At 71.0% G+C, this 21,939-nt stretch carries 20 protein-coding genes; 5 read left to right on the top strand and 15 right to left on the bottom strand.

The features are described from left to right. Window positions 1–11: 11 nt before the first annotated feature. The 4 genes from ACFV15_RS22585 to ACFV15_RS22570 form a co-directional block, all read right to left on the bottom strand. Complete coding sequence (locus tag ACFV15_RS22585) at window positions 12–1,607, bottom strand: ABC transporter permease (protein ID WP_378352559.1); 1,596 nt, start codon at window positions 1,605–1,607, stop codon at window positions 12–14. Then, a complete protein-coding gene (locus ACFV15_RS22580) occupies window positions 1,607–2,491 on the bottom strand; it encodes an ATP-binding cassette domain-containing protein (RefSeq protein WP_378352558.1) in 885 nt (294 codons plus the stop codon). The genes ACFV15_RS22585 and ACFV15_RS22580 overlap by 1 nt, the downstream gene beginning before the upstream one ends. Continuing rightward, a complete protein-coding gene (gene ppsA / locus ACFV15_RS22575; protein ID WP_378352557.1) occupies window positions 2,488–4,725 on the bottom strand; it encodes a phosphoenolpyruvate synthase in 2,238 nt (745 codons plus the stop codon). The genes ACFV15_RS22580 and ppsA overlap by 4 nt, the downstream gene beginning before the upstream one ends. A gap of 104 nt (window positions 4,726–4,829) precedes the next feature. Then, on the bottom strand, window positions 4,830–5,096 hold the full coding sequence (locus ACFV15_RS22570; RefSeq protein ID WP_378352556.1) for a DUF1876 domain-containing protein: 267 nt from the start codon (window positions 5,094–5,096) through the stop codon (window positions 4,830–4,832). 126 nt (window positions 5,097–5,222) lie between these two features. Here ACFV15_RS22570 and ACFV15_RS22565 point away from each other — a divergent pair, with 126 nt between their 5' ends. After that, entirely contained in the window at window positions 5,223–6,509 is a 1,287-nt protein-coding gene (locus ACFV15_RS22565; protein ID WP_378352555.1) for a CHASE3 domain-containing protein, read from the top strand. 281 nt (window positions 6,510–6,790) lie between these two features. Here the strand turns inward: ACFV15_RS22565 and ACFV15_RS22560 are convergent, their stop codons facing one another. From ACFV15_RS22560 to ACFV15_RS22550, 3 genes are read right to left on the bottom strand one after another with little or no spacing between them, the layout of a single operon-like run. Next, window positions 6,791–7,681, bottom strand: a complete 891-nt coding sequence (locus ACFV15_RS22560) for a class I fructose-bisphosphate aldolase (RefSeq protein WP_378352554.1) — start codon at window positions 7,679–7,681, stop codon at window positions 6,791–6,793. Further along, window positions 7,659–9,956: a heavy metal translocating P-type ATPase gene (locus tag ACFV15_RS22555; protein ID WP_378352553.1), complete on the bottom strand. Its 2,298-nt coding sequence runs from the start codon at window positions 9,954–9,956 to the stop codon at window positions 7,659–7,661. Before ACFV15_RS22555 ends, ACFV15_RS22560 begins: the two co-directional genes overlap by 23 nt. Further along, window positions 9,953–11,023: a universal stress protein gene (locus tag ACFV15_RS22550; protein ID WP_378352552.1), complete on the bottom strand. Its 1,071-nt coding sequence runs from the start codon at window positions 11,021–11,023 to the stop codon at window positions 9,953–9,955. The genes ACFV15_RS22555 and ACFV15_RS22550 overlap by 4 nt, the downstream gene beginning before the upstream one ends. A 167-nt stretch (window positions 11,024–11,190) precedes the next feature. Between ACFV15_RS22550 and ACFV15_RS22545 the strand changes: the two genes are divergently transcribed. After that, entirely contained in the window at window positions 11,191–11,751 is a 561-nt protein-coding gene (locus ACFV15_RS22545; RefSeq protein ID WP_378352551.1) for a hypothetical protein, read from the top strand. Here the strand turns inward: ACFV15_RS22545 and ACFV15_RS22540 are convergent. The 3 genes from ACFV15_RS22540 to ACFV15_RS22530 are packed head-to-tail and all read right to left on the bottom strand — an operon-like array spanning window position 11,705 to window position 12,919. Further along, the gene (locus ACFV15_RS22540) at window positions 11,705–11,974 is read right to left on the bottom strand and encodes a DUF1918 domain-containing protein (protein ID WP_378352550.1); all 270 of its coding nucleotides are present in this window, start codon (window positions 11,972–11,974) and stop codon (window positions 11,705–11,707) included. The two genes, ACFV15_RS22545 and ACFV15_RS22540, sit on opposite strands and share 47 nt — an antisense overlap. A 22-nt stretch (window positions 11,975–11,996) precedes the next feature. Beyond that, window positions 11,997–12,524 (bottom strand): flavodoxin family protein, encoded by a 528-nt coding sequence (locus ACFV15_RS22535; protein WP_378352549.1) that lies wholly within the window; start codon window positions 12,522–12,524, stop codon window positions 11,997–11,999. Then, window positions 12,521–12,919 (bottom strand): hypothetical protein, encoded by a 399-nt coding sequence (locus ACFV15_RS22530; protein WP_378352548.1) that lies wholly within the window; start codon window positions 12,917–12,919, stop codon window positions 12,521–12,523. The genes ACFV15_RS22535 and ACFV15_RS22530 overlap by 4 nt, the downstream gene beginning before the upstream one ends. A gap of 154 nt (window positions 12,920–13,073) precedes the next feature. Between ACFV15_RS22530 and ACFV15_RS22525 the strand changes: the two genes are divergently transcribed. Together ACFV15_RS22525 and ftsH are read left to right on the top strand one after the other, a co-directional pair. Further along, window positions 13,074–14,081, top strand: coding sequence for an Acg family FMN-binding oxidoreductase (locus ACFV15_RS22525; protein WP_378352547.1), 1,008 nt, complete (start codon window positions 13,074–13,076; stop codon window positions 14,079–14,081). 10 nt (window positions 14,082–14,091) lie between these two features. Further along, entirely contained in the window at window positions 14,092–15,996 is a 1,905-nt protein-coding gene (gene ftsH, locus ACFV15_RS22520) for an ATP-dependent zinc metalloprotease FtsH (RefSeq protein ID WP_378352546.1), read from the top strand. Here ftsH and ACFV15_RS22515 read toward each other — a convergent pair whose 3' ends face one another. The 4 genes from ACFV15_RS22515 to ACFV15_RS22500 all read right to left on the bottom strand — a co-directional run bounded on the left by ACFV15_RS22515 (window position 15,997) and on the right by ACFV15_RS22500 (window position 20,464). Then, on the bottom strand, window positions 15,997–18,528 hold the full coding sequence (locus tag ACFV15_RS22515; RefSeq protein ID WP_378352545.1) for a cation-translocating P-type ATPase: 2,532 nt from the start codon (window positions 18,526–18,528) through the stop codon (window positions 15,997–15,999). It lies immediately after the preceding gene. 99 nt (window positions 18,529–18,627) lie between these two features. Next, window positions 18,628–19,209: a CBS domain-containing protein gene (locus tag ACFV15_RS22510; protein WP_378352544.1), complete on the bottom strand. Its 582-nt coding sequence runs from the start codon at window positions 19,207–19,209 to the stop codon at window positions 18,628–18,630. Between the two features lie 11 nt (window positions 19,210–19,220). Beyond that, window positions 19,221–20,159: a DUF2157 domain-containing protein gene (locus ACFV15_RS22505; RefSeq protein WP_378352543.1), complete on the bottom strand. Its 939-nt coding sequence runs from the start codon at window positions 20,157–20,159 to the stop codon at window positions 19,221–19,223. Then, window positions 20,156–20,464, bottom strand: a complete 309-nt coding sequence (locus ACFV15_RS22500) for a hypothetical protein (RefSeq protein ID WP_378352542.1) — start codon at window positions 20,462–20,464, stop codon at window positions 20,156–20,158. The genes ACFV15_RS22505 and ACFV15_RS22500 overlap by 4 nt, the downstream gene beginning before the upstream one ends. 142 nt (window positions 20,465–20,606) lie before the next feature. On the opposite strand from ACFV15_RS22500, the gene ACFV15_RS22495 reads away from it, so the two are divergent. Further along, entirely contained in the window at window positions 20,607–21,410 is an 804-nt protein-coding gene (locus ACFV15_RS22495) for an HPF/RaiA family ribosome-associated protein (protein WP_378352541.1), read from the top strand. Here ACFV15_RS22495 and ACFV15_RS22490 read toward each other — a convergent pair. Beyond that, window positions 21,394–21,891, bottom strand: a complete 498-nt coding sequence (locus ACFV15_RS22490) for a GNAT family N-acetyltransferase (RefSeq protein WP_378352540.1) — start codon at window positions 21,889–21,891, stop codon at window positions 21,394–21,396. The genes ACFV15_RS22495 and ACFV15_RS22490 overlap by 17 nt on opposite strands. Between the last annotated feature and the right edge of the window lie 48 nt (window positions 21,892–21,939).

The raw sequence follows: 21,939 nt of genomic DNA, 5'->3' as shown, positions 1-21,939 counted from the left end.
CTCCTTCGGTTTCAGACGGCGTTGATGTCGCGTCGGCGGAATCCGGCCACGCCCGCCGCGGTGAGCAGCACCGCGAGTGCGGTGAGCCAGACGAGCGGGCTGAAGGTCACCGTGACGTCGGGAAGTTTGGGCAGGTGGGTGAACGGCGACAGGTTCAGCACCCACTGCGGGGCACGGAGCAGCACGCCGAACTCGCCGAGCAGCAGGAACCCGACCAGCGCGGCCCACGCGACGGCCAGCCACCGGGGCAGGAAGCCGAAGAGCGCGGCGGCCAGTCCGGCCATCGCCCAGACCGCGGGCAACGGGGCCAGCGCGGCGCCGAGCAACCGGGGCACCTGTCCCCCGACGTCGCCGATCTGCAGGCCGTACATGACACCGGCACTCGCGCCGACGACCGCGGCCAGCAGAACACTCGCCGCCAGCGCGAAGGCGAGGTACACACCCATCAGCCGGGTACGGGACAGCCCGGTGGCCAGCAGCAATTCGACCTTGAGCCCACGTTCCTCTGTGTGCAGGTGGATGACGACCAGGATGGCGTACACGGACGCGATCACGCCCATCGCGCCGAACTCCGCGGCGAGGAACGAGTCCGCGATCCCCTTTTCCCCGCCCAGCGCCGCGATGAACTCCTTGGCGCGGTCGTTGCCGAGGAAATCGCCGACGCTCGACGCGATGTTCCCGCAGACGAGTCCCAGCAGCAGGAACACCGAGGTCCAGGTGAGCAGACCGCCTCGGTTGAGCCGCCATACGAGCCCCCAGGCTCCGCGCAGGCCGCGGCCGGCGTGCGCGTGGCCGGTGCGTTCGGCGATCAGGCCGGCGCCGGCGTCACGCCGATGGGCCAGCCGTACGGCCAGTACCGTCAGCGCCGCCGTCACCGCGAGTGGGATGAGCAGCAGGGCCCATCGGTCGCCCGCGAACGGGCGCACCTGCTGGACCCAGCCGATCGGCGACAGCCACGAAAGCCATTCCGGTCCAGCCGAATCGCCGACGGCACGCAGGAAGTAGGCCGCGCCCAGTGCGGTGATCGCGAGGCTGGACGCGACGCGGCTGGTCTTGCTCAGCTGCGCGGTCACCGCGGCGAGCGCGCCGAAGGTGAACCCGGCGAACGTCCAGCCGAGCCCTTCGGTCAGCGAACCGCCGACGGGCAGCCCGATCAGGATCAGGCCGACGGCGGTGACCGCGCCGATGAGGAAACTGTTCAACGCCGCCGCGACCAGGCCCGCCGCCAGCGGCGCGGACCGGCCGACCTCGGCGGCGCCCAGCAGTTCGTGCCGACCGGCCTCCTCTTCGGCCCTGGTGTGCCGGACGACCGTGAGGATGGTCAGCAGTGCCACGAGCGCCGCGCCGAACGCGGTCAGCTTCAGCATCGAGACCGCGCCGAGTGAGGCCGGGTCGTAGATCGGCCCGTACAGCGCGACCAGCGCCGGGACGGCGTTCGCGCTGGTCGAGAATTCGATACGGGACGCCGCCGTCGGGTAGAGGCCGGCGGTGGCCGCGGCCGCGCCGATGGTCGAGACGGCGAAGACCAGGATCCATACCGGCATCCTGATGCGATCACGGCGCAGCGCCAGGCGGATCAGCGCGCCGGTTCCGGTGAGTGCGTTCATCACGAGGCCTTGTAGTGCCGCAGGAACAGTTCTTCGAGCGTGGGCGCCTGGCTGGTCAGGCTGCGCACCCCGCGTGCGCTCAGGCTGGCCAGCACCGAGTCCAGCTCGGTGTTGTCGACGCTCATCCGGACCTGGTCGCGGTCCACCGTGAACTCGTGCACGCCGCGCTGCGTCGCCAGGCCGTCCGGCGGTGTGGCGAGCTGGGCGGTGATCGAGGTCCGGGTGAGGTGGCGGAGCTCGGCGAGGCTGCCGGTGTCGACCGTGCGGCCCTCGCGGATGATGCTGACCCGGTCGCACAGCGCTTCCGCTTCGGCGAGGATGTGGCTCGACAGCAGGATCGTGCGTCCCTGGTCGCGTTCCTCCCTGATGCACTCGCGGAACGTCTCTTCCATCAGCGGATCGAGGCCCGCGGTGGGTTCGTCGAGCAGCAGCAGGTCCACTGTGGACGCCAGCGCGGCGACGACCGCGACCTTCTGGCGGTTGCCCTTGGAGTACGCCCGGCCCTTCACCGTGGGGTCGAGGTCGAAGAGCCCGAGGTACTTCTCGCGGCGCTTCGGGTCGAGGCCACCGCGGAGCCTGCCGAGCAGGTCGATCACCTCGCCACCGGTGAGGTTCGGCCAGAGCGAGACCTCACCTGGCACATAAGCGAGCCGCCGGTGCAGGGACACGGCGTCGCGCCAGGGGTCGCCATCCAGCATGAGCATGGTGCCGGAGTCCGCACGGAGCAGGCCGAGCAGCAGGCGGATGGTCGTGGTCTTGCCGGAGCCATTCGGCCCGAGGAAGCCGTGCACCTCGCCGGCCCGTACGGTCAGGTCGAGCCCGTTGAGTGCCTGCGTGCGGCCGAACGCCTTGTGCAGGCCCGAAATCTCGATCACGTTGCTCATCGGAGGTTCTCCAGGAGAAGACGTCGCTCCGCAGAGGCGATGGCCGCGCGCGCGGAGCCGATCACGTCTGGGTTGACGGAGATGGATGTGATGCCGAACCGCACGAGGTGTTCGGCGAAACCGGGCTTCGTCGACGGCGCCTGGCCGCACAGCGAAGAGGTGATGCCGAGGTTGCGCGCCGTGGTCACGATCTCGTCGATCGCGTCGAGCACCGCGGGGTCGGCCTCGTCGAACAGTTCCGCGCACTGGGCGGAGTCCCGGTCGACGCCGAGCATGAGCTGGGTCAGGTCGTTGCTGCCGATCGACACCCCGTCGATGCCCAGGCCCACGTACTCGGGGAGCCAGTGCACCACCGACGGCACCTCGGCCATGATCCACCGGTGCAGGCCGCGCTGGCGGCCAAGCGGGCTCGCGTCGACCAGTTCGAGGCACGCTTCCAGCTCCCACTTGGTGCGCACGAACGGGATCATCAGGTGCAGGTTCGGCGTCTGTTCACGGACGCGGGCCAGCGTCCGCAGCTCGAGGTCGAAGAGGTCCTTCTCTCGCACGTAGCGGAAGCAGCCGCGGTAGCCGATCATCGGGTTGCTCTCGACCGGCTCGTAAGCCTCGCCACCCGCCAGCCCGCGGAACTCGTTGGTGCGCAGGTCGGTCGCGCGGTAGACGACCGGGCGTGTGCCGAACGCCTTGGTGATCCGCAGCAGCGAGGCAGCCATAGCGTCCACAAAGGACTCTTCCTCGCCGTGTGCGATGAGGTCACGGGGATGCCGGCCGCCGAGCGCTTCGGTCAGCAGGAACTCCGCGCGCAGCAACCCGACGCCGTCGACAGCCTGCGCGGCAACGCTTTCGGCGTGATCGGGCATGGCCAGGTTGACGTAGAGCTTGGTTCCGATCGCTTCGGGTGCGACCGGCGCGGCGACGGGCTCGGTACGGGCGGGTGCCTGCTTCGCGCCCGCCCGTACCTCGCCGGTGGTGCCGTCGACGGTGACCAGGTCACGGTCGGCCAGCACCCTGGTGGCGTCGCCGGTGCCGACAACGCAAGGCACACCCAGCTCACGGGCGACGACGGCGGCGTGACAGGTCATGCCGCCGCCGTCGGTGACCACCGCCGCGGCACGGCGGATGGCGGGCACCCAGTCGGGGTTGGTCATGGGCGCCACGAGCACTTCACCGTCGAGCAGGTGCTTCGCCTCGACGGGGTCGTGCAGCACCCGGACGCGCCCGCTGCCTTCGCCAGGCGAGGCGGCGAGTCCGGTCACCAAGGCCTCGCCGGACGTCTTCGCCGCGGGCAGTGTCGTGATCGGCCGTGACTGGACGAGCCAGATCTTGTTCTCCGCCAACGCGAACTCGAGGTCCTGCGGGATGCCGTAGTGATCCTCGACCCTGGTCGCGATCCTGGCGAGCTCGAGCACGGTCGTGTCGTCGAGCACCCGCCGCCTGCCCGCCTGCGGGGCGAGGTCGACCTTCACGTCTCCCCCGCCGACCTCGGCGATGATCTTGTGGCTCTGGTGGCCGATCCTGGCCGAGACCACCCGCAGGTCGTCCTTCGCGACGACGTAGGTGTCCGGCTCGACCGCGCCGCTGACGATGGCTTCGCCCTGCCCGAGCACCGCTTCGATCACCACCTGGCCGCGTTCGCCGGTGCGCGGGTCCGCGGTGAAAATGACCCCGGCGCGGTCGGCCGGGATCATCCGCTGCACCACGACCGCGATCGCCGGTTCGCCGGTGAACCCTCGGCTCGCGCGATAAGAGATCACGCGCGGTGAGAACAACGACATCCAGCAGGCGACGATCCGTTCGGCGAGCATGTCCTCGCCGTGGACGTTGGTGAAGCTGGCGTTCATCCCGGCGAACGAGGCCTCCGCGCCGTCCTCACCGGTGGCCGACGAGCGCACGGCGACGATGACGTCCTCACCGAGCTCCCGGTAGGCGTTCACCGTGGCGTCCCGGAGCTCGTCGGAAAGCCCCGCTTCGCGCACCAGGTCACGCAGGCTCGCGCAGGCCACGGTGAGCTGCTCGTCGTCATCGGCATTCGCCAGTGCTTTGGCGTGCAGATCAGCGATCTCGGCGCGGACGCCGCCCTGTTCCATCGACTTCCAGTAGCCCTCACGCAGGAGCACGAAGCCGCCGGGAACCTCGAAGCCTGCCGCGATCAGCTCACCGAGGTTCGCGCCTTTCCCGCCTGCGGATTCCGCGTCGGCTGCGCTGATCTCGGCCAAACCGCGTACGTCGCTCATCGGGTTCCTCCCTGGGTCGGTGACGGCTTCCCGTCATGCTCACTCGGGCGCGGGCGACCCGGATGCGGCCCAAAGTCCCTGCACGCCCGGGCCTTCGTCCCGGGTCAGCGCTCCAGGTGCACCGGCTGGCGGGTGACGCCTTCGAGATCGTCGGCGGCGGCGTCGAGCAGGCGGTGGGCGAGTTCGTTGAGCGCGCGGGCAACGGCGAGCTCATCGCCGATCTCGGGGACGTTGACGTCCGCCGGGTTCAGCCGCGCGGTACCGATGCCCACCAGCCCGGTCTCGTCCTGGTTGTGCAACCGAGCCTTGGCTCTGGTGCGGTTCTCGTGCTCGTCGATGAAGATGTCGACGGTCCAGCGCTTCTCGTGCATGACGACCTCCCTGTCGGTTGGGTCTTCACCGTGCGCCGTTTTCCAGCGGTCCGGAAAGGGACCAAAGTCGCGGCACCGGAGGACCGGAACTCCCTCTATGGTCGAAAGCCGAGGACGGGAGAGCACGTGAGCAACAGGATCGGCCGCCGGACCCTGCACTCGGTGACCTGGATGGTGATCGCCCTCCTGGTCGGGCTATTGGTCCTGTCATCGGCTGTCACCGTTCTCGCCAGGGCGTCGGTCGCCAGTGCCGTGCGCGAGTTCAGTGACCGCCTGCTGCCCGCCCAGCAGGCCGCTGCCGCCCTCGGCAAGGCTTACGTGGACCAGGAAACCGGGCAACGCGGCTACCTGCTGACGAACGACCCGGAGTTCCTGCGACCGTACGACGACGGCCAAGCCGCCGCGCTCCGCCAACGAGCCCGGCTGCACGATCTGCTCGGCTCGGATGAGCAGGCGGCCACGGCGCTCCGCGACGTGGAGGCAGCCGCAGGCGCCTGGCATTCAGGGGCCGCGGCTCCGGAAATCGCCGCCCGGCGCGCCGGAACACTCAGCGCGGATCAACTCACCACGTTGACGGTGCAGGGAAAAGAGCTGTTCGACACGCTTCGGCAGCGTCTGACCGCACTCGAAACCAGGACCACCGAGCTGACCGCCCAGCAGGTGGACCGGATCTCGTCGGCACAGCGGACAGCGAACATCGTCGCGATCTCGTCGATGATGCTCGCCGTGTTGACCGCCGTGGCAGCCATCCCCCTGCTGCACCAGGTGCTGGCCCGCCCGCTGGGCAGGCTGCTCGGCCAGATCCGCGCGGTGGCCGACGGCGACTACGACCGCCCGATCGACGCCGACGGCCCCCGTGAGCTCACCGCCATCGGCACCGCCGTGAACCGCATGCGCGGCAACATCCTGGAGAACACCAGAGAACTCGCGCTGCGCGAGGAGCAGAGCAGGCTGGCCGCCGACCTGCAGGATTCCACCATCCAGCGCGTGTTCGCGCTCGGCATGGCCCTCTCGTCGGCAGCCGCACGGCATCCGGACCGCGCTGCCGCACTACGGCCGCTCATCGACGAGACCGACCACATCGTGCGTAACCTGCGCACGGCGATCTTCGACCTCCGCCCGACACAGCTGTTCGAAGGCCTGCGCGCCAAAGTCAGCGACGTGGTCAAAGAGAGCTCCCACGATCTCGGATTCACGCCCGCGCTGGAGTTCATCGGCCCGGTGGACACTCTCAGCGAGGAATCCGCCCAGGACCAGCTCCTCGCCATGCTGCGGGCAGAGCTCGCGGCGCTGGACTACGCGACCGAAGCCACCGTCTCGGTCACGGCGACCACGGCAACCCTGCACCTGACGATCACCGATGGTTCGCCCGACCTGGCGGTCGACTGGGAAACCCCACTCAAGGGGTCGTGAGCGTTGCGGGCGGTTATTTGAGGGGAAGGGCAAATGTGGCGTGCTCCGGGCAGACCGGCGGGGTCTTCACTTGGTGAGGCTCGGACGGGCTGCGAGTGGTAACCCTGCTGCGTTGGGTGCAGCGGGGGAACCCCTCGTCCACGGTCTGGCCACGCGAGACCAGGGGTCGTGAGTGTTTAGACCGGTTAGAACCGGCCGTACCACTCACGACCCCACGACGACCTGGACGCCACGTTTGACTTTCCGGCCAATAGAACCGCCCGCAACGCTCACGAGCCCTTTCACCGGGACGGGTACTTGGCGAGGATTTCGCGGAGTGAGGCGACGAAGCGCAGGGATTCGTCGTGCTCGCGCTGCCAGACGTTGCGGCCGAAGATCAGCCCGGTGGCTCCCGCTTCCATCGACTCGCGCGCCTTGTCGAGCATGGCCTCGTCACCGGCCTTGGTGCCGCCGGAGACCAGCAGCAACGTGCGGTTCGCCGACCTGACCACGGCATCGATCGCCTGCTGTGAGGTGAACTCCGCTTCGTAGTCCGGCTGGACACCGGTGCGCTTCTCCGGGTGCGGGAAGTTCACCTTCACCACGTCGGCGCCAAGCTCGGCGGCGGTACGCGCGGCGTAGTCCACGGCGTAGAAGGAATCCTTGCCGCCCTTGCCTTCGATCGCCGAACCACGTGGGTACGCCCACACGACAAGCGGCATCCCCAGTCGGTGCGCGTCCGCCCGAACCTGTTGGTACTGCTCGAAATCGCGCTCCTGGGCCGGGGTGCCGACATAGAGCGTGTAACCGACCGCGTCCGCACCGAGCCGCACCGCGTCCTCGACGGTCGCGTGCAGCGGTGAGAGTGCGCGCTCGTCGGACGGGATGTCGGTCTTGCCGTTGAGCTTGAGCACCAGCGGGATCTCGCCCGCGTAGTCCCAGTAGAACTTTTCGGCGAGCCCTACCTGCAGGACGATGCCGTTGAACCCGCCCTCGACGGCGAGTTTGACGATATAGCGTGGATCGCTCGACAGCGGGTTCGCGAAGAAGTCACGTGGCCCGTGCTCGAGCCCTTGGTCGTAGGGCAGGAAGAACGCCGTGCCGTTGCGCAGGCCGTGTTCGTGCAGGATGCGGTGCAGCCTGGCTTTCTTGCCGGTGTTCAGTCCGAGTTCAGCGAGCTGGGGACGTGTCATGTCCGGCCTCCGGTTCCGTGGTGAGGGTGAAGTAGGCCTCTTCCTCCTGTGCGAAATGCAGCGTGAGGACGGCGTCGAGGCCGTAGAGGGTGGCGCGCAGATCGTCGACCTGGTCCGGCTGGATGCCCGCCGGTGATTCGCCGAGATGCCTGCCGATCCGGCGGACCAGGCGTTCGATCTCCGCGTGCTCGCGGCTCATCGTGACGGTGCCTTCCGGGCCGCCGAGCACCCCGGCGAGAGCCGGGTAGAGCTGAGTCTCTTCGGCCAGCTCGTGCGGCAGGAGGTCATCGACGACCAGCCGGTACGCCCGCCGGACCGCACTGTCCACTTCGGACCCCACGCCACGGGAGAGCGCGTCGGCCGCCTGGCGCACCGCGATCCGGGTGGGCAGCAGGGTCTCGTGCTCGGCAGCGAAGCGGTGCAGCAGCGCGTCCGGGCTCGCGTGGCGCCGCCGGAGCGGGCCGCGCAGCGCACGCAGCGCGTTGACGATCACCGCGACGTCGATGGCTTCTTGCACGAGCGCCCCGGCGACCGGCACCAGCCAGCCCGCGGCGGCGGCACCCATCGCGAGCAACGACAGCACGGTGCCCGCGAGCGCGCTCTGGACCGCCAGTCCATGGGACCGGCGGGCGATCTCGACGGCGTCGGCGAGCCGGTCGATGCGGTCGTCGACGATGACCGCGTCCGCGGCCTGCACGGCGGCGGTCGACCCGCGTGAGCCCAGCGCGATGCCGATGTCCGCGGCGGCGAGCGCGGGCGCGTCGTTGACGCCGTCGCCGACCATCGCGGTCACGCCGGTTTCGCGAGCGGCGCTGACCAGCGCGATCTTGTCGGCAGGGCTCGCGTCGGCGCGGACCTCGTCGAGGCCGAGCAGGCCCGCGACCTCGGTGGCGTTGTCGACGCGGTCGCCGGTGAGCAGCACAAGACGGGTCAGTCCGGCCGCGTGCAGCCGCCGGATGGTGCGGGCGGAGTCGGGCCGGACGCGGTCACGCACGAGCAAGGCGGCGGCGAGCTCGCCATCGCTTTCGACCCAGATGACCGACGCGAGGTCCAGCCTGCCCCGGCGGGCGGCACCGCTTGCCCAGTCCGGCAACGGTTTCGCCGCGTCGAGCCGTCCGACGCGCACCGTTCGCCCGCCGATCGTGCCGGTGGCGCCACGACCCGGCGTCTCGGCGACCGACTCGGCGTGCGCGGGTTCGACCCCGGCGCGGCGGGCCGCGCGCTGCACCGCTCCGGCCAGCACATGTGGTGAGTACAACTCGATCCCGGCGGCGTCGGCGAGCACGTCCTCCGGTGTGACGCCGGGCGCGCAGACGATGTCGGTGACCTCCGGCCGACCGGCGGTCACCGTGCCGGTCTTGTCCATGGCCAGTGTCCTGACCTGGCCCAGCAGCTCCAGCGCGGCACCGCCCTTGACCACCACACCCGACCGCGACATCCGCGACATCCCGCCGGTGATGGCGACCGGCACGGCCAGCAGCAGCGGGCATGGCGTCGCGGTGACCAGCACCGCGACCGCGCGCTCCGGATCGCCGGTGGCCAGCCACGCCACGGCGGCGATGAGCAGCGCGGCGGGCAGGAACCACACGGCGATCCGGTCGGCCAGCCTGGCCACCGGCGCGGTGTTCGCGGCGGCCTGCTCGGCCAGCCGGATGACCCCGGCATAGGTGCTGGCTTCGGCGGTCGCCGAGGCACGGAGGTCGATCGCGACGCCGGCGTTGACCACGCCGCTGCGCACGGTCTCGCCGTCCACCCTGGTGACCGGGGCGGCTTCCCCGGTCAGCGCGGATTCGTCGAACACGGCGTCGCCGAGCACCACCGCGTCCACGGGCACGACCTCGCCGGGCAGCACGACGACGCGGTCCCCCGCCCGCACTGCCGCGATTTCGACGGTCTCGACGCGATCACCGCGCCGAAGATGGGCCCGGTTGGGCGCCCTGGCCAGCAACCCGGACAGATCACGGCCCGCGCGGCGCTGCGCCGCGCCTTCCAGCACCCGCCCGGTGCCGATCATCACCGCGATGATCGCACCGGCGAGGTACTCCCCGACCGCGACCGTGCCGCCGAGCGCGAGCACCGCGAGCACATCCGCTCCCCACCGGCCCGCACGCAGGTCGGCGACGACCCAGACGACGGCGGGCACCAGCATCACGCCGGTCGCCGCAGCCCAGAGGATCGTCGCGGGGGCGCTCGCGTGGATCCGGGCGAGCGCGCCCGCGGCCAGCAACACCGTCACCGCGGCGAGCAGCAGCACCTCGCCGGGTGGCTTCCTCATGGCGTTTCGTCCGGAGTGGGCTCGTCGGCGACCGCCTCCCGATCGTGGAACTGCTGGGCGGCGACGTACCGCTTGATGGCGAGGTCGGCGAGTTCCGCCGTGCCACGCGCCTGCTTGCCTGCCACCTGCCGGGCTTCCTGTCCGGCCCGCGCCTTCTCCCGCTCGTCCATCTCGTCTCTCCTTCGCTCTACTCGCGCCGCGCGGACCTCTTTCCGCGCGGGGAACGTGCGGACCACCGCGACCGGGCATTGCGCGTCCGCCGCGACCTCCTGGCTGGTGGACCCGGTCAGCAACCCGGCGAGCCCGCCGTGCCCGCGTGATCCGACGACGATCAGCCGGGCGTGCTCGCCGTACTCGAGCAGTGTCTTTCCCGGTTTGCCCCTGACGACGACGCAGTCGACCGGCACCCCAGGGAACTCCGCGGCTATGCCCGCCACCTGCTCGGCCAGCGATTCCCGTTCGCGCTCATGCTCGGCCGCCGACCCGCCGCGCCCGGCCGGGCGCAGACCCGCCCAGGTCCGCAGTGCCGTCACACCCGTGCCTCGCGAGGACGCCTCGTGGAAGGCGAACCGGACCGCGGCGGCGGCTTCGGGCCAGCCGTCCACGCCGACCACCACCGGGCCGCGATCCTCGCGGTCGGCGCGCACGACGACCACCGGGCAGTGCCCGTGCACCGCGACCGCCAGTCCCGCCGAGCCCAGCAGCAGCCTGCCTGCGCCTTTCAGCCCTCTGGAGCCCAGCACGACCGCGGCGGCGTACCGGGACTCGTCGATCAGCACGACGCGGGTGTCGCCTTCACGCAGCGAGGTTTCGACCTCGACGGCGGGTTCGGCGGCCAGCACCGCCCGCTCGGTCTCGCGCAGGAGGACACCGCCCGCGCGGCGCATGGTCGCCCGGAACGCCGTGGCGGGCCGGTGCACATGCGGATAGGCCTGAGCGGGGATGAGGTAGGCGTGCACCAGCCGCAGCGGGCGGCCGTGCAGTACCGCGTCGCGCGCGGCCCACTTCGCCGCCCACCGCGCCTCCGGCGAACCGTCGACGCCCACGACCACCGGGCTGCCTGTCACCGCGATCACCGTCCGATCAGTGCGGATGTTCCGCTTCCCAGCTTGCTGCCACGCCCCGCCGTACCGGCAGTGCCGCGCGTCCCGCCCCGCAGGGACGTTGGACCCTTCCGGCCGGTGCCGATTGCCGAAAGGCTGGTCGGATGCCGGAGAAACCCAGTCAGTCCTTAATGGACGAATTCGTCCCGCATCCCGACCTCGGCCTGCGTGAGCACCTGATCGTGGCCGCGCCACCTGAGGCCGTCTACGAGGCCGTCGGGCTGCTCCGGCCCGACGACCTGGATTCGCCGCTGCTGCACCTGCTCGTCTGGGCACGGGACCTGCCGGGCAAGCTGCGTGACGGCAGGCCGTTCGCCACCTTCGACGAGATACTGGTCGGCAGGCAATGGACCCTGCTCGGCGAGCACCCCGGCGAGGAGATCGCGCTCGGCGCCGCCGGCCGGTTCTGGACCCCGTATGTCGAGTGGCATGAGGTGACGCCGGACGAGTTCGCCACGTACTCACGCCCGCGCAGCGGCACCATCGCGCTGTCGTTCGCGGTCCGCCCGCACGGCGACGCGTCGAGCCTGGTGACCTTCGAGACCAGGGTCGCCGTCACCGACGCGCCGAGCAGGCGGCAGGCGAGCTGGTACTGGCACCTCGTCAAGCCTGCCGCCCATATCGCCGCACGGGCGATGCTGCGGGCTATCCGTGACCGTTCGCTGAAACGATCGCATGCTGCATCGCGGTGATCCGCTCGCGCTGGGCACGGTCGGCGGCCAGCAGCTCGGATTCGGTGAGCACGATCGCGTCCGGGCCGGGGAAGACGAGCGACTCATGGTCGTCGTGGGTCCATTTCACCAGGTACGGCGGTGAGCCGTCCGTGGAATGGACCTCGAGGATGTGGGCCCGTTGCTCCGGGCGTTCGATCACCGGGCTTTTGACGACCAGCCAGTCACCGGGCTGCGCTTTCATTGGTGCCACTCCCTTTCTCGGTTCATCTCCGGTTGTCGTGCCGGGCGTGGCCGCGTGCCTTACCCAGTGCGCCGCCCCATTCGCGAGCGCGCTCGCGCTCGCCTTGCAGCAGCACGTTCGCCGGGTCGACGAAGAAGCTCACCGGTGAGGCGATCACCCGGCAGCCGGACCGCCGGAGCGCTTTCGCGGCGCCCTTCGCCGCCGAACCGGTGAGCCAGGCCGGTTTGTCCAGCCGGGTGTCGAACGTCGCCGCGGCGACGCCTTTCGGCCCGCGCAAGGTCTTCAGCCATTCACGCAGACCGGTCTCCGTGGACCGGATCCCGTCTTCGGCCTGTTCCCGCGCCGCGTCCCTTGACGACGGACGGCTCAGGCCGTGCACGTGCGTGGGACCACCCACCACGAGCAGGTCGACCCCGGCGAGGTCGCCCGAGGCGTTGTCCACGTTCACGATCTCGACCTCGGCATGGTCGGACAGCCCGTCCGCGATGGCGCGGGCCACCTGTTCGGTGTTGCCGAACATCGATTCGAACACCACGATCGCCCGCATCATCGGCCGCCTCTCGCCACTGTCGTCCGCCTGGCCGGTTTCCCTGCCAGCACGAGTGCGAACCCGGCCAGCACGCACACCGGCTGCAGCCAGCTGAACGTCCGGACGAACGCGAGTTCGACGACGATCCAGCCGATCAGCATGACGCCGGCGATCACCGTGGCGCCCTGATAGCCCTCGACGTCCGTCGCGGCCCGGTGCGCGGCGACCGTCATCGGCAGCCCCACCGCCAGCGCGAGCGCGATCCCGGCGAAAACCGGACTGTGGAAGGGAAGCCTGCCGTTGACCACCGCGCCCAGGTCGAGCTCGCCGGTGATCAGGCCTGCCGCGCCCGCGTAGGCGCTCACCGCGATCAGCCCGGCGAACATCGCGAGCTTGATCCGTTTCTGCACGCTCATCGTTCGTCACCTCCGCCCCACACGTTCCGCCGGGAACGGCGGCCTCGGCGAGGAACGAAGGTCTCGAAGACTGGGGCACAACGGCCCTGCCCCGGCACAGACCGCGATGACAGATTCGAAGGAAATCGCAGCCGACCTTCGAGGCAGGTTCCCCATGGACCACGGACTCCCCGACGACTTCACCGTCGAAGCGGCGGTGGCGCTCGCCTGCCGCGCGCCCTCGGTGCACAACTCGCAGCCGTGGCGGTGGCGCGTCGGCGACCACACCATCCACCTGTACGCCGACAGCGGACGCCATCTCGCCGAGACCGACCCTGACGAACGCGACCTGCTGCTCAGCTGCGGTGCCACGCTGCACCACCTGCGCGTCGCCTTCGCCGCGCTGGGCTGGCGAACCGAGGTGCGGCGCCTGCCGAACCCGGCGGAGCCCGATCACCTGGCGTCCATCAGCCTGCACCGGCACGAGCCGACCCAGTACGACATCGAGCTCGCCGCCGCGATCCCCCGCCGCCGCACCGACCGGCGCCGCTACAGCTCGTGGCCGGTCCCCTCGGTACACCTCGAGACGATGGCGCGCCGCGCCGCCGACGAGGGCGCCATCGTGCGCGCCGCCAGTGACTCCGCCCGGGACCGGCTGGTCGAGGCGATCCGGCAGGCCGCTGCCCAGCACGCGGCCGACCCCGCGTACCGGATCGAGCTGGCGGCGTGGAGTGGCCGTCACTACGCGGGAGACGGCGTCCCGTCGGCGAACACCCCGCACCAGGACGAGAGCCCTGGCGCGATCCCCGGCCGTGGCTTCGCCGACCCGGGAATCCGGCAGCCGGACACCGGCGACGAGCCCGACACGACCACGCTGCTGGTGCTCTCCACCTCATCCGACGACCGGCTGTCCCGGCTGCGTGCCGGGGAAGCGACCAGTGCGGTGCTGCTGACCGCGACCGGCTGCGGGCTGTCGAGCAGCCCGCTGACCGAGCCGCTGGAGATCGCGAACATCAGGGAAACGGTCCGAGACCAGGTTTCCGGCGGCAACTACCCGCAGATGGTGCTGCGCATCGGCTGGGCTCCGATCAACGCGGACCCGCTGCCCGCGACGCCACGACGCGACACCGCCGAGGTGCTGCGGCCGCTGGGCGTGCCGGAACCGCGCTTCCAGAGCCACTGAGGGACCGGCCATGTCGCGAGCGGCGAAGCCGGGCCCGCCACCGGATCCGCCGCCGAAGCCGCAACCGCCCGCGACGCCAGGCTGGCGCGGCTGGCTGTTGTGGATCGGCGTGCTGGTCACCTGCGCACTGATCTTCCTGCCCAGCCTCTGGGCGCCGTCCACGCCGCCGCTGTCCTACACCGACTTCCTGTCCAAAGTAGACGGCGGACAGGTGGCCTCGGTCAAGATCGACGACCTCGGCACGGTGACCGGCAATCTGCATGACGGGACCGCGTTCACCAGCCAGCTGCCGACCGCGCTGGGCAGCGGCCAGCTCGAAGGGAAGCTGCAGGCCAAGGGCATCGCGATCACCGGCGCACGTGCGTCGTCCACCTCGTGGCTGAGCTCGCTGCTGGCCTTCCTGCCGATGCTGCTGATCTTCGGGTTGCTGTTCTGGTCCGGCAGGCAGGCGCAGCGGTCGCTCGCAGGCGGGATCGGCGGCTTCGGCCGGTCGAAGGCGAAGATCATCGAGGCGCAGCGGCCGACCACCCGGTTCGCCGACGTCGCGGGCTACGAGGGCGTCAAGCAGGAGGTCAGCGAAATCGTCGACTTCCTGCGCGACCCCGGCCGCTACGCCGCGGCGGGCGCCAAAGGACCGCGCGGGGTGATCATGGTCGGCCCGCCCGGCACCGGCAAGACGCTCATCGCGCGGGCCGTCGCGGGCGAGGCGAGTGTGCCGTTCCTGTCGGTGACCGGCTCCGCGTTCGTGGAGATGTTCGTCGGTGTCGGCGCGTCGCGGGTCCGTGACCTGTTCACCGAGGCACGCGACCGGGCGCCGTCGATCATCTTCATCGACGAGATCGACGCGGTCGGCAGCAGGCGGGGTGCCGGCGGTGGCTACGGCGGGCACGACGAGCGCGAGCAGACCCTCAACCAGCTTCTGTCCGAAATGGACGGTTTCGATCAGAGCAGCGGAATCGTCGTGCTCGCCGCGACGAACCGCCCCGAATCGCTCGACCCCGCGCTGCTGCGGCCGGGCCGCTTCGACCGCCAGGTCACCGTGCCGCTGCCCAACCAGGCCGAACGCGCGGCGATCCTGGCGGTACACGTCGCAGGAAAACACCTGGCGCCGGACGTCGACCTCGAAGTACTCGCGCGCGGCACGCCCGGCTTCTCCGGCGCAGACCTCGCCAACCTGGTCAACGAGGGCGCGATCAACGCCGTGCGCGACGGCCGCACGATCATCACCGCCGCCGACCTCGGCGCCGCCCGCGATCGCGTGCTGCTCGGCCGCCGCGACACGTCGAACGCGCTGCTGCCGGAGGAACGCCATTCCGTCGCGGTCCACGAATCCGGCCACGCGCTGCTCGCCGCGCTCTGCGAGCACGCCGACCCGGTCGCGAAGGTGACGATCCTGCCCGCCGGAATGGCGCTCGGCGCCACCGAGCAGCTCCCGGAGGCCGAACGCCACCTCTACAGCGAGGCCTATCTGAACGACCTGCTCGCGGTCCGCCTCGGCGGGCGCGCGGCCGAGCTGGTCGTGTTCGGGCAGGGCTCGACCGGCGCGGCGAACGACCTCGCGGGCGCCACGGAGCTCGCCACGAAGATGGTCACGGAGTTCGGCCTCTCCCGCGCGCTCGGCCCGGTCGGCTATCCGGCCAGCGAGTCCAAGTACCTACCCGGCATGGAGCCGCTCGCCAAGCGCTATTCCGAGCAGACACAGCGGATCGTCGACCAGGAGGTCGCCCGCCTGCTGCGCGCCGCCGAGGACTTCGCGGTCCGCACGCTGCAGGAGCACCGCCGCGCGCTCGACCGCCTCGCCGCGGCCTTGATGGACCACGAGACCGTCGACGGCTCCGTGGTGCTCGCCGCGCTCGCCGACCCGGTCACACCCCGCTCTCAGCTCGAGGGGAACGTCAAAGGCGGCGTGTCGTGATCAGCGGCGGAGACGGGCGTGGATCACCTTGTGGAGGGTGTCCGCGAGCCAGACAGCGGGGACCGCGCACAAGGCCAGGGCCCACCCGATCGGAGTAGGCGGAGCGCCGCCGAGCAGGCCAGGGATCGGGGGCACGAGCAAGAAGACCGCCAGCATCGCCAGCTCGAAAAGGATCGCGTACCAGAGCAGCGGGTTACCTCGGACGCCGACGCGGCCGATCCAGCGTGACTCACTGCGGCACGCGAAGGCGTTGCCCAGCTGGCCGAGCACGATCGCGCTGAAGGCCGTTCCCGATGCCACCGCGAGCAACGTGGCGTCCGGGGTCGCGCCCGGCTGCCAGCCACCCACTGTCAGCACCACCACGAAGGCCAGCATCGACGCGACCGCCTCCGCTGGCCCGAGCACGCCGAACGCGCGGCGGACCACGCGGCCGTCGATGAGGTTGCCTGTCCTGGCCGGGCCGGTCATGGTGCGGCGGTTGGGCGGCTCCGCGCCCAGCGCGAGCGCGGGCAGCAGGTCGGTGCCGATGTCCAGCGCGAGCACCTGCAGAACCGTGATGGCCAGCGGGATCTGGCCGCCGGAGAGCGCCCAGACCACGAACGGCGTGAGCTCGGCGACATTGTCGGTCAGGTGATAGGTCAGGAACCTGCGGATATTGGCGAAGGTCGCCCTGCCGAGCTCGATCGCCGAGACGATGGTGCCGAAATGGTCGTCCAGCAGCACCAGGTCGGCCGCCTCGCGGGCGACGTCGCTGCCGGACGCGCCCATCGCGACGCCGATGTCGGCCGTGCGCAGCGCCGGGCCGTCGTTGACCCCGTCGCCGGTCATGGCGACGACGTGGCCGCGGGCCTGCAGCACACTGGCGATGCGTAGTTTCTCCTCCGGCGCGACCCTCGCGATCACGACGCCGTCGACGTCGAGCAGCTCACCGAGCGCGACGTCATCGGCTGGCAGGTTCTTTCCTTCGACGACGAGAGCGTGCTCGCCGAGCAGGCCGACCTCGGCGGCGATCGCGCGAGCGGTGCCAGGGTGGTCGCCGGTCACCATCGCCAGCTTGATGCCTGCCTGGCGGCAGGAGGCGATCGCGGCGCCGACGTCAGGGCGCGGCGGGTCCTCGAGGCCGACCAGCCCGAGCAGCTCCAGGTCCCGCTCTTCGTCCTTTGTGGACCGTGCGACGGCCAGCACCCGCAGCCCGCTTTCGCTCATCGACGTGACCGCTGCCGCTGCCGCTGCCGGAACGCCCGGGCACAGTGGCAACACGGTGTCGGGCGCACCGGTCACGTGCAGGCCGTCCGCGTCGGCGACCGAGGATCGGCGACGGCGCGGATCGAACGGGTGCCGCGTCAGCGGCGGCGGCGGGGCCGCGACCTTCGCACGGGTGGCGAGCACATGCAGTGCCACCTCCATCGGGTCGCCGACCGGGTTCCAGCGGCCGGCGCGCTCCACGGCATGCGCGTCCGGCGAGCACCGCGCCGCGCTGTCCGCGAGCACCGCCAGCGCCCGCACGGCCGCGGGGTCGCCCCGAACCTCACCGGACGGCTGATAGCCCTCACCCGCCACCTCGACGAATCCGTGGGGTGTCCACACCCGCACCACGGACATTTCGTTGCGGGTCAGTGTCCCGGTCTTGTCGGTGCAGATGAACGTCGTCGCGCCGAGTGTCTCGACCGACTCCAGCCGCCGTACCAGAGCGTTGCGCTTGGCCATCTTCTGCGCCGCGCGCGCCAGCGACAGCGTCACCGTCGGCAGCAGGCCTTCCGGCACGAGCGCGACGGTCACCCCGATCGCGAACAGCAGGCTTTCCGTGCTGGTACGACCCAAACCCAGCGCGGCGAGAAAGAACACGACCCCCACCGCGACCGCGATCAGCGCCACCACCCGCACCACCCGGTGCAGCTGGGTCGCGAGCGGGCTTTTCGGCCTGGTTGCACTTTCGGTGATCGCCGAGATACCGGCGAGCCGCGACCGCGGCCCGGTCGCCGTCACCACCCCGGCGCCGTGGCCTTCGGTGACGTAGGTGCCCGCGTAGACGGCGTCGCCGACGCTGGGCCGCACCGGTTTGCTCTCGCCGGTGAGCATCGACTCGTCCACCGACAGCCGCCCGCTTTCGACGAGTGCCGAGTCGGCGCAGACCCGGTCGCCGGCCTCCAGCAGGACCACATCGCCCACCACCAGCTCGACCGCGTCGACGATGGCAGGCCGCCCGTCGCGGCGCACCGTGGCCCGCACCGGCAGCAGATCACGCAACCGCTCGGCCGCGCGGTCGGCCCGGTACTCCTGTGCGAACGAGAAAGCGCCGTTGAGCAGGACGACGACCACGATCGCGACGGCCAGCGCCGGCATGCCTGCCAGCATGGCCAGCCCCGCCGCCACCCACAGCATGAGTGCGAAGAAGTGCACCATCTGGCCGGCGAGCACGAGCAGCGGATGACGGCGACGCGGTCGCGGCAGCAGATTGGGGCCGTCCCGGCGCAGGCGCGCCGCCGCCTCCGCCGACGTGAGTCCCACGGTGTCGCGCACAGCGATCGTCATACCTGGCATCATCACGCGCGCCCGCCGCCGCACGGGAGAGCGGAACGCACCACCGGCGCCGGGACCAAAGACCCCAATGCCGCCATTCGCCCGCGCTGGTCACGAGATCCGGTCGCATACGCTGACCGCGCCACGCAACCGGGTCTTGACCGTGGTGACGCCGGGGACGATTTCGGCGAGCGCGCGGATCACGCCGCGTTCGCCCTCGTCGCGGAAGTCGCCGGTCACCGTGACGACGCCGTCGTCGGCTTCGACGTCCCAGCGGCGGCCTTCACCCCAGTAGCCCGCCAGCCGGTAGCGGACCTGCTTGGCGATGAGGTCGTCGTCGTGGACGACCGCGCGCATGACGTCGCGACGGGCCACGATGCCCACGACCACGCCGTAGCCGTCGACCACCGGGGCGCTGCGCACTCCCCTGCGCAGCAACAGGGTCACCAGCTCGGCCACCGTCGTGTCCGAGGTGACCGTGTGCACCTTCGCGGTCATCACCTCGGCGACGGTCTTCCCGCGATGCGCGGTCATCAGGTCGGTCTCGCTGACGATCCCGACCAGCCGGTCCCGCGCGTCCACCACCGGCGCCGCGGCGAAACCCTTGCCGTTCAACAGGACCGCCGCGTGCGCCACGGACGCGTCCGGAGGCAGGCAGCTCACCGGGTAGCTCATGATCTCCCGCACCAGCATGACGTCCACTCCTAGTCGTGTTTCCCGAGCCGCAGGCCGAGGCCGGAGGCGATGAGCAGTACCGCGCCCGCGACCAGCACCAGCACCGCTCCGGCGAGCTCGCCGCCGGTGAAGTCCCAGACGGCCTCGGGGACGGCCAGCGTCACGGCGACGATCCCGGCCACCAGCGGCACCCAGGTCCGTTGCCAGCGGTACAGCAGGAAGCAGCCCACGCCGATCGCGAGCGTGAGCAGATACGCCCACGGCGCGGTGCCGTCACCCCCGAGTGGCTGCTGTGCACCGAAAATCGAGATCCCCAGCCCGATACCGACGCCCACCGGCCGTTCGCGCAGCAGGCCGCCGAGCGCGGCGGCGGTGAGCACCACCCCGTACCCGCACAGCGCCAGTCCCATCACCAGCGGGCCGACACCGGCGATCGCGTCCACAAAGGACACCACGGTCGTGAAGCCGAGCCCCGCCATGGCGATCAGCCCGGCCACGGTCGGCAGCAGCGCGTACGCCGCCGCGGCCACCACCAGCCCGGAGGCGAAGGAACCGGCCAGGCCCCAGCGCCCGGACTCCGCGGGCAACGCGATGCCGACCGTCATCACGACGGCCACGGCCGCCAGCCCCAGCAGCACCCCGGAGAGCCGCGCCCGCACGGCGCCCACATCGCGCCGGACCATCCGGACCAGGCCACCGGCGACGACCACCCCGGCGAACAGCAGCAGCACGGCGGACCCGCCGACCAGCAGCGTGCGCGAGAACTCGGACAGCCGCTGCCAGGTCGAGGCGACCAGCAGCACGATGCCGGTCAGCGTCAGGCCACCACCCAGGTAGCCGGCGACCTCGGCCAGCGGAGCGCGCCGGAGCCGGTGTGACAACGCCAGTTCCTCCCGCACGGCCTCGGCCTGGTCCGCGGACAGCACACCCCGCTCGACCAAGCGCCGCACCGCGTCCGCGGTCGTCATGACGACCGCGACCCGCGACGCGTCGAGCCCACGGTGTGGCCGCCGCCCGAGAAGATGATCGAAACACCGAGCAGGAAGCCGAAGTTGTACCAGCCACCGTTGTTGTGCACGTCGTAAACGCCAACCCGGTCGTTGAACAGCGAGATCAGGAACGTGACCGGGCTGATCACCCCATGCCACAGCCCCGGCCAGAATCCGGCGATGTGCGGCGCGTTCACCTGCGCCACGTTGTTGGGCCCGGCGGCACACGCGGCGAGTGCGAACAGGGCGGCCGCCAGTACGGCGATGAGCAAGCGTCGGGACATCCGGACCACCTCCGCCACCCAGTAACCCGCCGCGCGCCTGCCGGTACCAGTCACGAAGGTCCCTCACGGCGGGACCTTCGTCGCTGGTGGCCGGTGAACACCCAGGCGTAGCAAGGAGGAAACCCGTTGGAAGGACGAAGCGATGCACCGAGCGGATTCCGCCACCACACCCGACGTTCAGGTGACGACCCGCGGCGAGCTCCCGCCAGGATCGGCCGAGTACGCCACGAAGAAGATCGGCAAGCGGCTTCGCTTCGCGCACCGGCCCGTCCTCGCCGTCAGAGTCCGGCTGAGCAGGCATGGCGATCCCGCGGTGGACCGGCCGGTGGTGGCACAGGCGAACCTCGACGTGGACGGCAGGCCGGTGCGCGCGCAGGCCGTCGGCGCGACCGCGACGGAGTCGATCGACCGGCTGGACGACAAGGTGCGGCACCTGCTGGAGCGGGCGGCTTTGCACTGGGAGGCCCGCAGGGGCGGACGCCCCGCGCCGGGAGCACACGAATGGCGGCACGGCTCCGTGCCGGCGCGCAGGCCGGAGTACTTCCCCAGGCCCGAGACCGAACGCGAGATCATCCGGCACAAGTCCTACTCGCTGCATCGCCGCACCGTCGACGAGGCGGCGTTCGACATGCACCTGCTCGACTACGAGTTCCACCTGTTCACCGAGGCGGGCACCGGCCAGGACAGCGTCCTCTACCACGCAGGCCAGACCCTGCACCGGCTCGCTCAGCTGACACCACCAGGACCGCACCAGCTCGCGCCGTTCAAGCTCGCGCTGACGATCAGCCAGCAGCCCGCTCCCCTGCTGAGCACCGCCGAGTCCGTCGACCGGCTCGCGCTGACCGGGCTGCCGTTCCTGTTCTTCCTCGACGCCGAGCGTGGCAGGGGAAGTGTGCTGTACCACCGCTATGACGGGCACTACGGCCTGATCACGCCCTCGGCCTGAGGCTCACCACCGCGTCCGCGATGCCTTCGCTGATGACCCTCTTCCCGCCTGCCTCGTCGAGCAGTTCGGCGACCGGGATGTTGTCGGCGAGGTAGGTCGCGGTGAACCGGTCGAAGCCACGCACCAGCGCCGCCTCGGCGAGCAGTCGCACCAGCGCGGTCGCGAGCCCGGCATGGCGCCAGCCAGGCGCGACCACCACGGCGACCTCCGCGACGCCGGGCTCTTTCGTGGCCTCGTACCTGGCGATCGCGACGCCCTGGCCGTCCTGATCGCGCGCGACGAGCGCGTACCGGCGCTCGAAGTCGAGCTCGGTCAGGTACTTCAGCAGTTTCGGCGTCACCTTGGGCGGCGGGCCGCAGAACCGCCGGTACAGCGTTTCCGGGTCGGCGTGGCGGATCGCCTCGGCCAGTTCGGGAGCGTCGCCGGGGGTCAGCGGGGCGATCGTCACCACCCTGCCGTCGGCCAGCTCCACCGGGTTCATGCGCTCGACTCTCCCGCCGGGAACGTCACCGGCGAAGATGCCGAACGG

The sequence above is a fragment of the Amycolatopsis sp. NPDC059657 genome (assembly GCF_042734395.1).
In the GTDB taxonomy this organism is placed as follows: Bacteria; Actinomycetota; Actinomycetes; order Mycobacteriales; family Pseudonocardiaceae; genus Amycolatopsis.
This window is presented reverse-complemented; position numbering and strand designations above follow the sequence as displayed.

Excerpts from the sequence above, each read along its gene's own strand:
- ACFV15_RS22490 (WP_378352540.1), bottom strand. The coding sequence starts at position 21,891 with ATGAACCCGGTGGAGCTGGCCGACGGCAGGGTGGTGACGATCGCCCCG.
- ACFV15_RS22540 (WP_378352550.1), bottom strand. The coding sequence starts at position 11,974 with ATGAAAGCGCAGCCCGGTGACTGGCTGGTCGTCAAAAGCCCGGTGATC.
- ACFV15_RS22515 (WP_378352545.1), bottom strand. The coding sequence starts at position 18,528 with ATGACGATCGCTGTGCGCGACACCGTGGGACTCACGTCGGCGGAGGCG.
- ACFV15_RS22500 (WP_378352542.1), bottom strand. The coding sequence starts at position 20,464 with ATGTCCCGACGCTTGCTCATCGCCGTACTGGCGGCCGCCCTGTTCGCA.
- ACFV15_RS22510 (WP_378352544.1), bottom strand. The coding sequence starts at position 19,209 with ATGCTGGTGCGGGAGATCATGAGCTACCCGGTGAGCTGCCTGCCTCCG.
- ACFV15_RS22525 (WP_378352547.1), top strand. The coding sequence starts at position 13,074 with ATGGACCACGGACTCCCCGACGACTTCACCGTCGAAGCGGCGGTGGCG.
- ACFV15_RS22545 (WP_378352551.1), top strand. The coding sequence starts at position 11,191 with ATGGACGAATTCGTCCCGCATCCCGACCTCGGCCTGCGTGAGCACCTG.
- ACFV15_RS22570 (WP_378352556.1), bottom strand. The coding sequence starts at position 5,096 with ATGCACGAGAAGCGCTGGACCGTCGACATCTTCATCGACGAGCACGAG.
- ACFV15_RS22530 (WP_378352548.1), bottom strand. The coding sequence starts at position 12,919 with ATGAGCGTGCAGAAACGGATCAAGCTCGCGATGTTCGCCGGGCTGATC.
- ACFV15_RS22555 (WP_378352553.1), bottom strand. The coding sequence starts at position 9,956 with ATGAGGAAGCCACCCGGCGAGGTGCTGCTGCTCGCCGCGGTGACGGTG.
- ACFV15_RS22580 (WP_378352558.1), bottom strand. The coding sequence starts at position 2,491 with ATGAGCAACGTGATCGAGATTTCGGGCCTGCACAAGGCGTTCGGCCGC.
- ACFV15_RS22505 (WP_378352543.1), bottom strand. The coding sequence starts at position 20,159 with ATGACGACCGCGGACGCGGTGCGGCGCTTGGTCGAGCGGGGTGTGCTG.
- ACFV15_RS22535 (WP_378352549.1), bottom strand. The coding sequence starts at position 12,524 with ATGATGCGGGCGATCGTGGTGTTCGAATCGATGTTCGGCAACACCGAA.
- ACFV15_RS22585 (WP_378352559.1), bottom strand. The coding sequence starts at position 1,607 with ATGAACGCACTCACCGGAACCGGCGCGCTGATCCGCCTGGCGCTGCGC.
- ACFV15_RS22495 (WP_378352541.1), top strand. The coding sequence starts at position 20,607 with ATGCACCGAGCGGATTCCGCCACCACACCCGACGTTCAGGTGACGACC.
- ACFV15_RS22560 (WP_378352554.1), bottom strand. The coding sequence starts at position 7,681 with ATGACACGTCCCCAGCTCGCTGAACTCGGACTGAACACCGGCAAGAAA.
- ftsH (WP_378352546.1), top strand. The coding sequence starts at position 14,092 with ATGTCGCGAGCGGCGAAGCCGGGCCCGCCACCGGATCCGCCGCCGAAG.
- ppsA (WP_378352557.1), bottom strand. The coding sequence starts at position 4,725 with ATGAGCGACGTACGCGGTTTGGCCGAGATCAGCGCAGCCGACGCGGAA.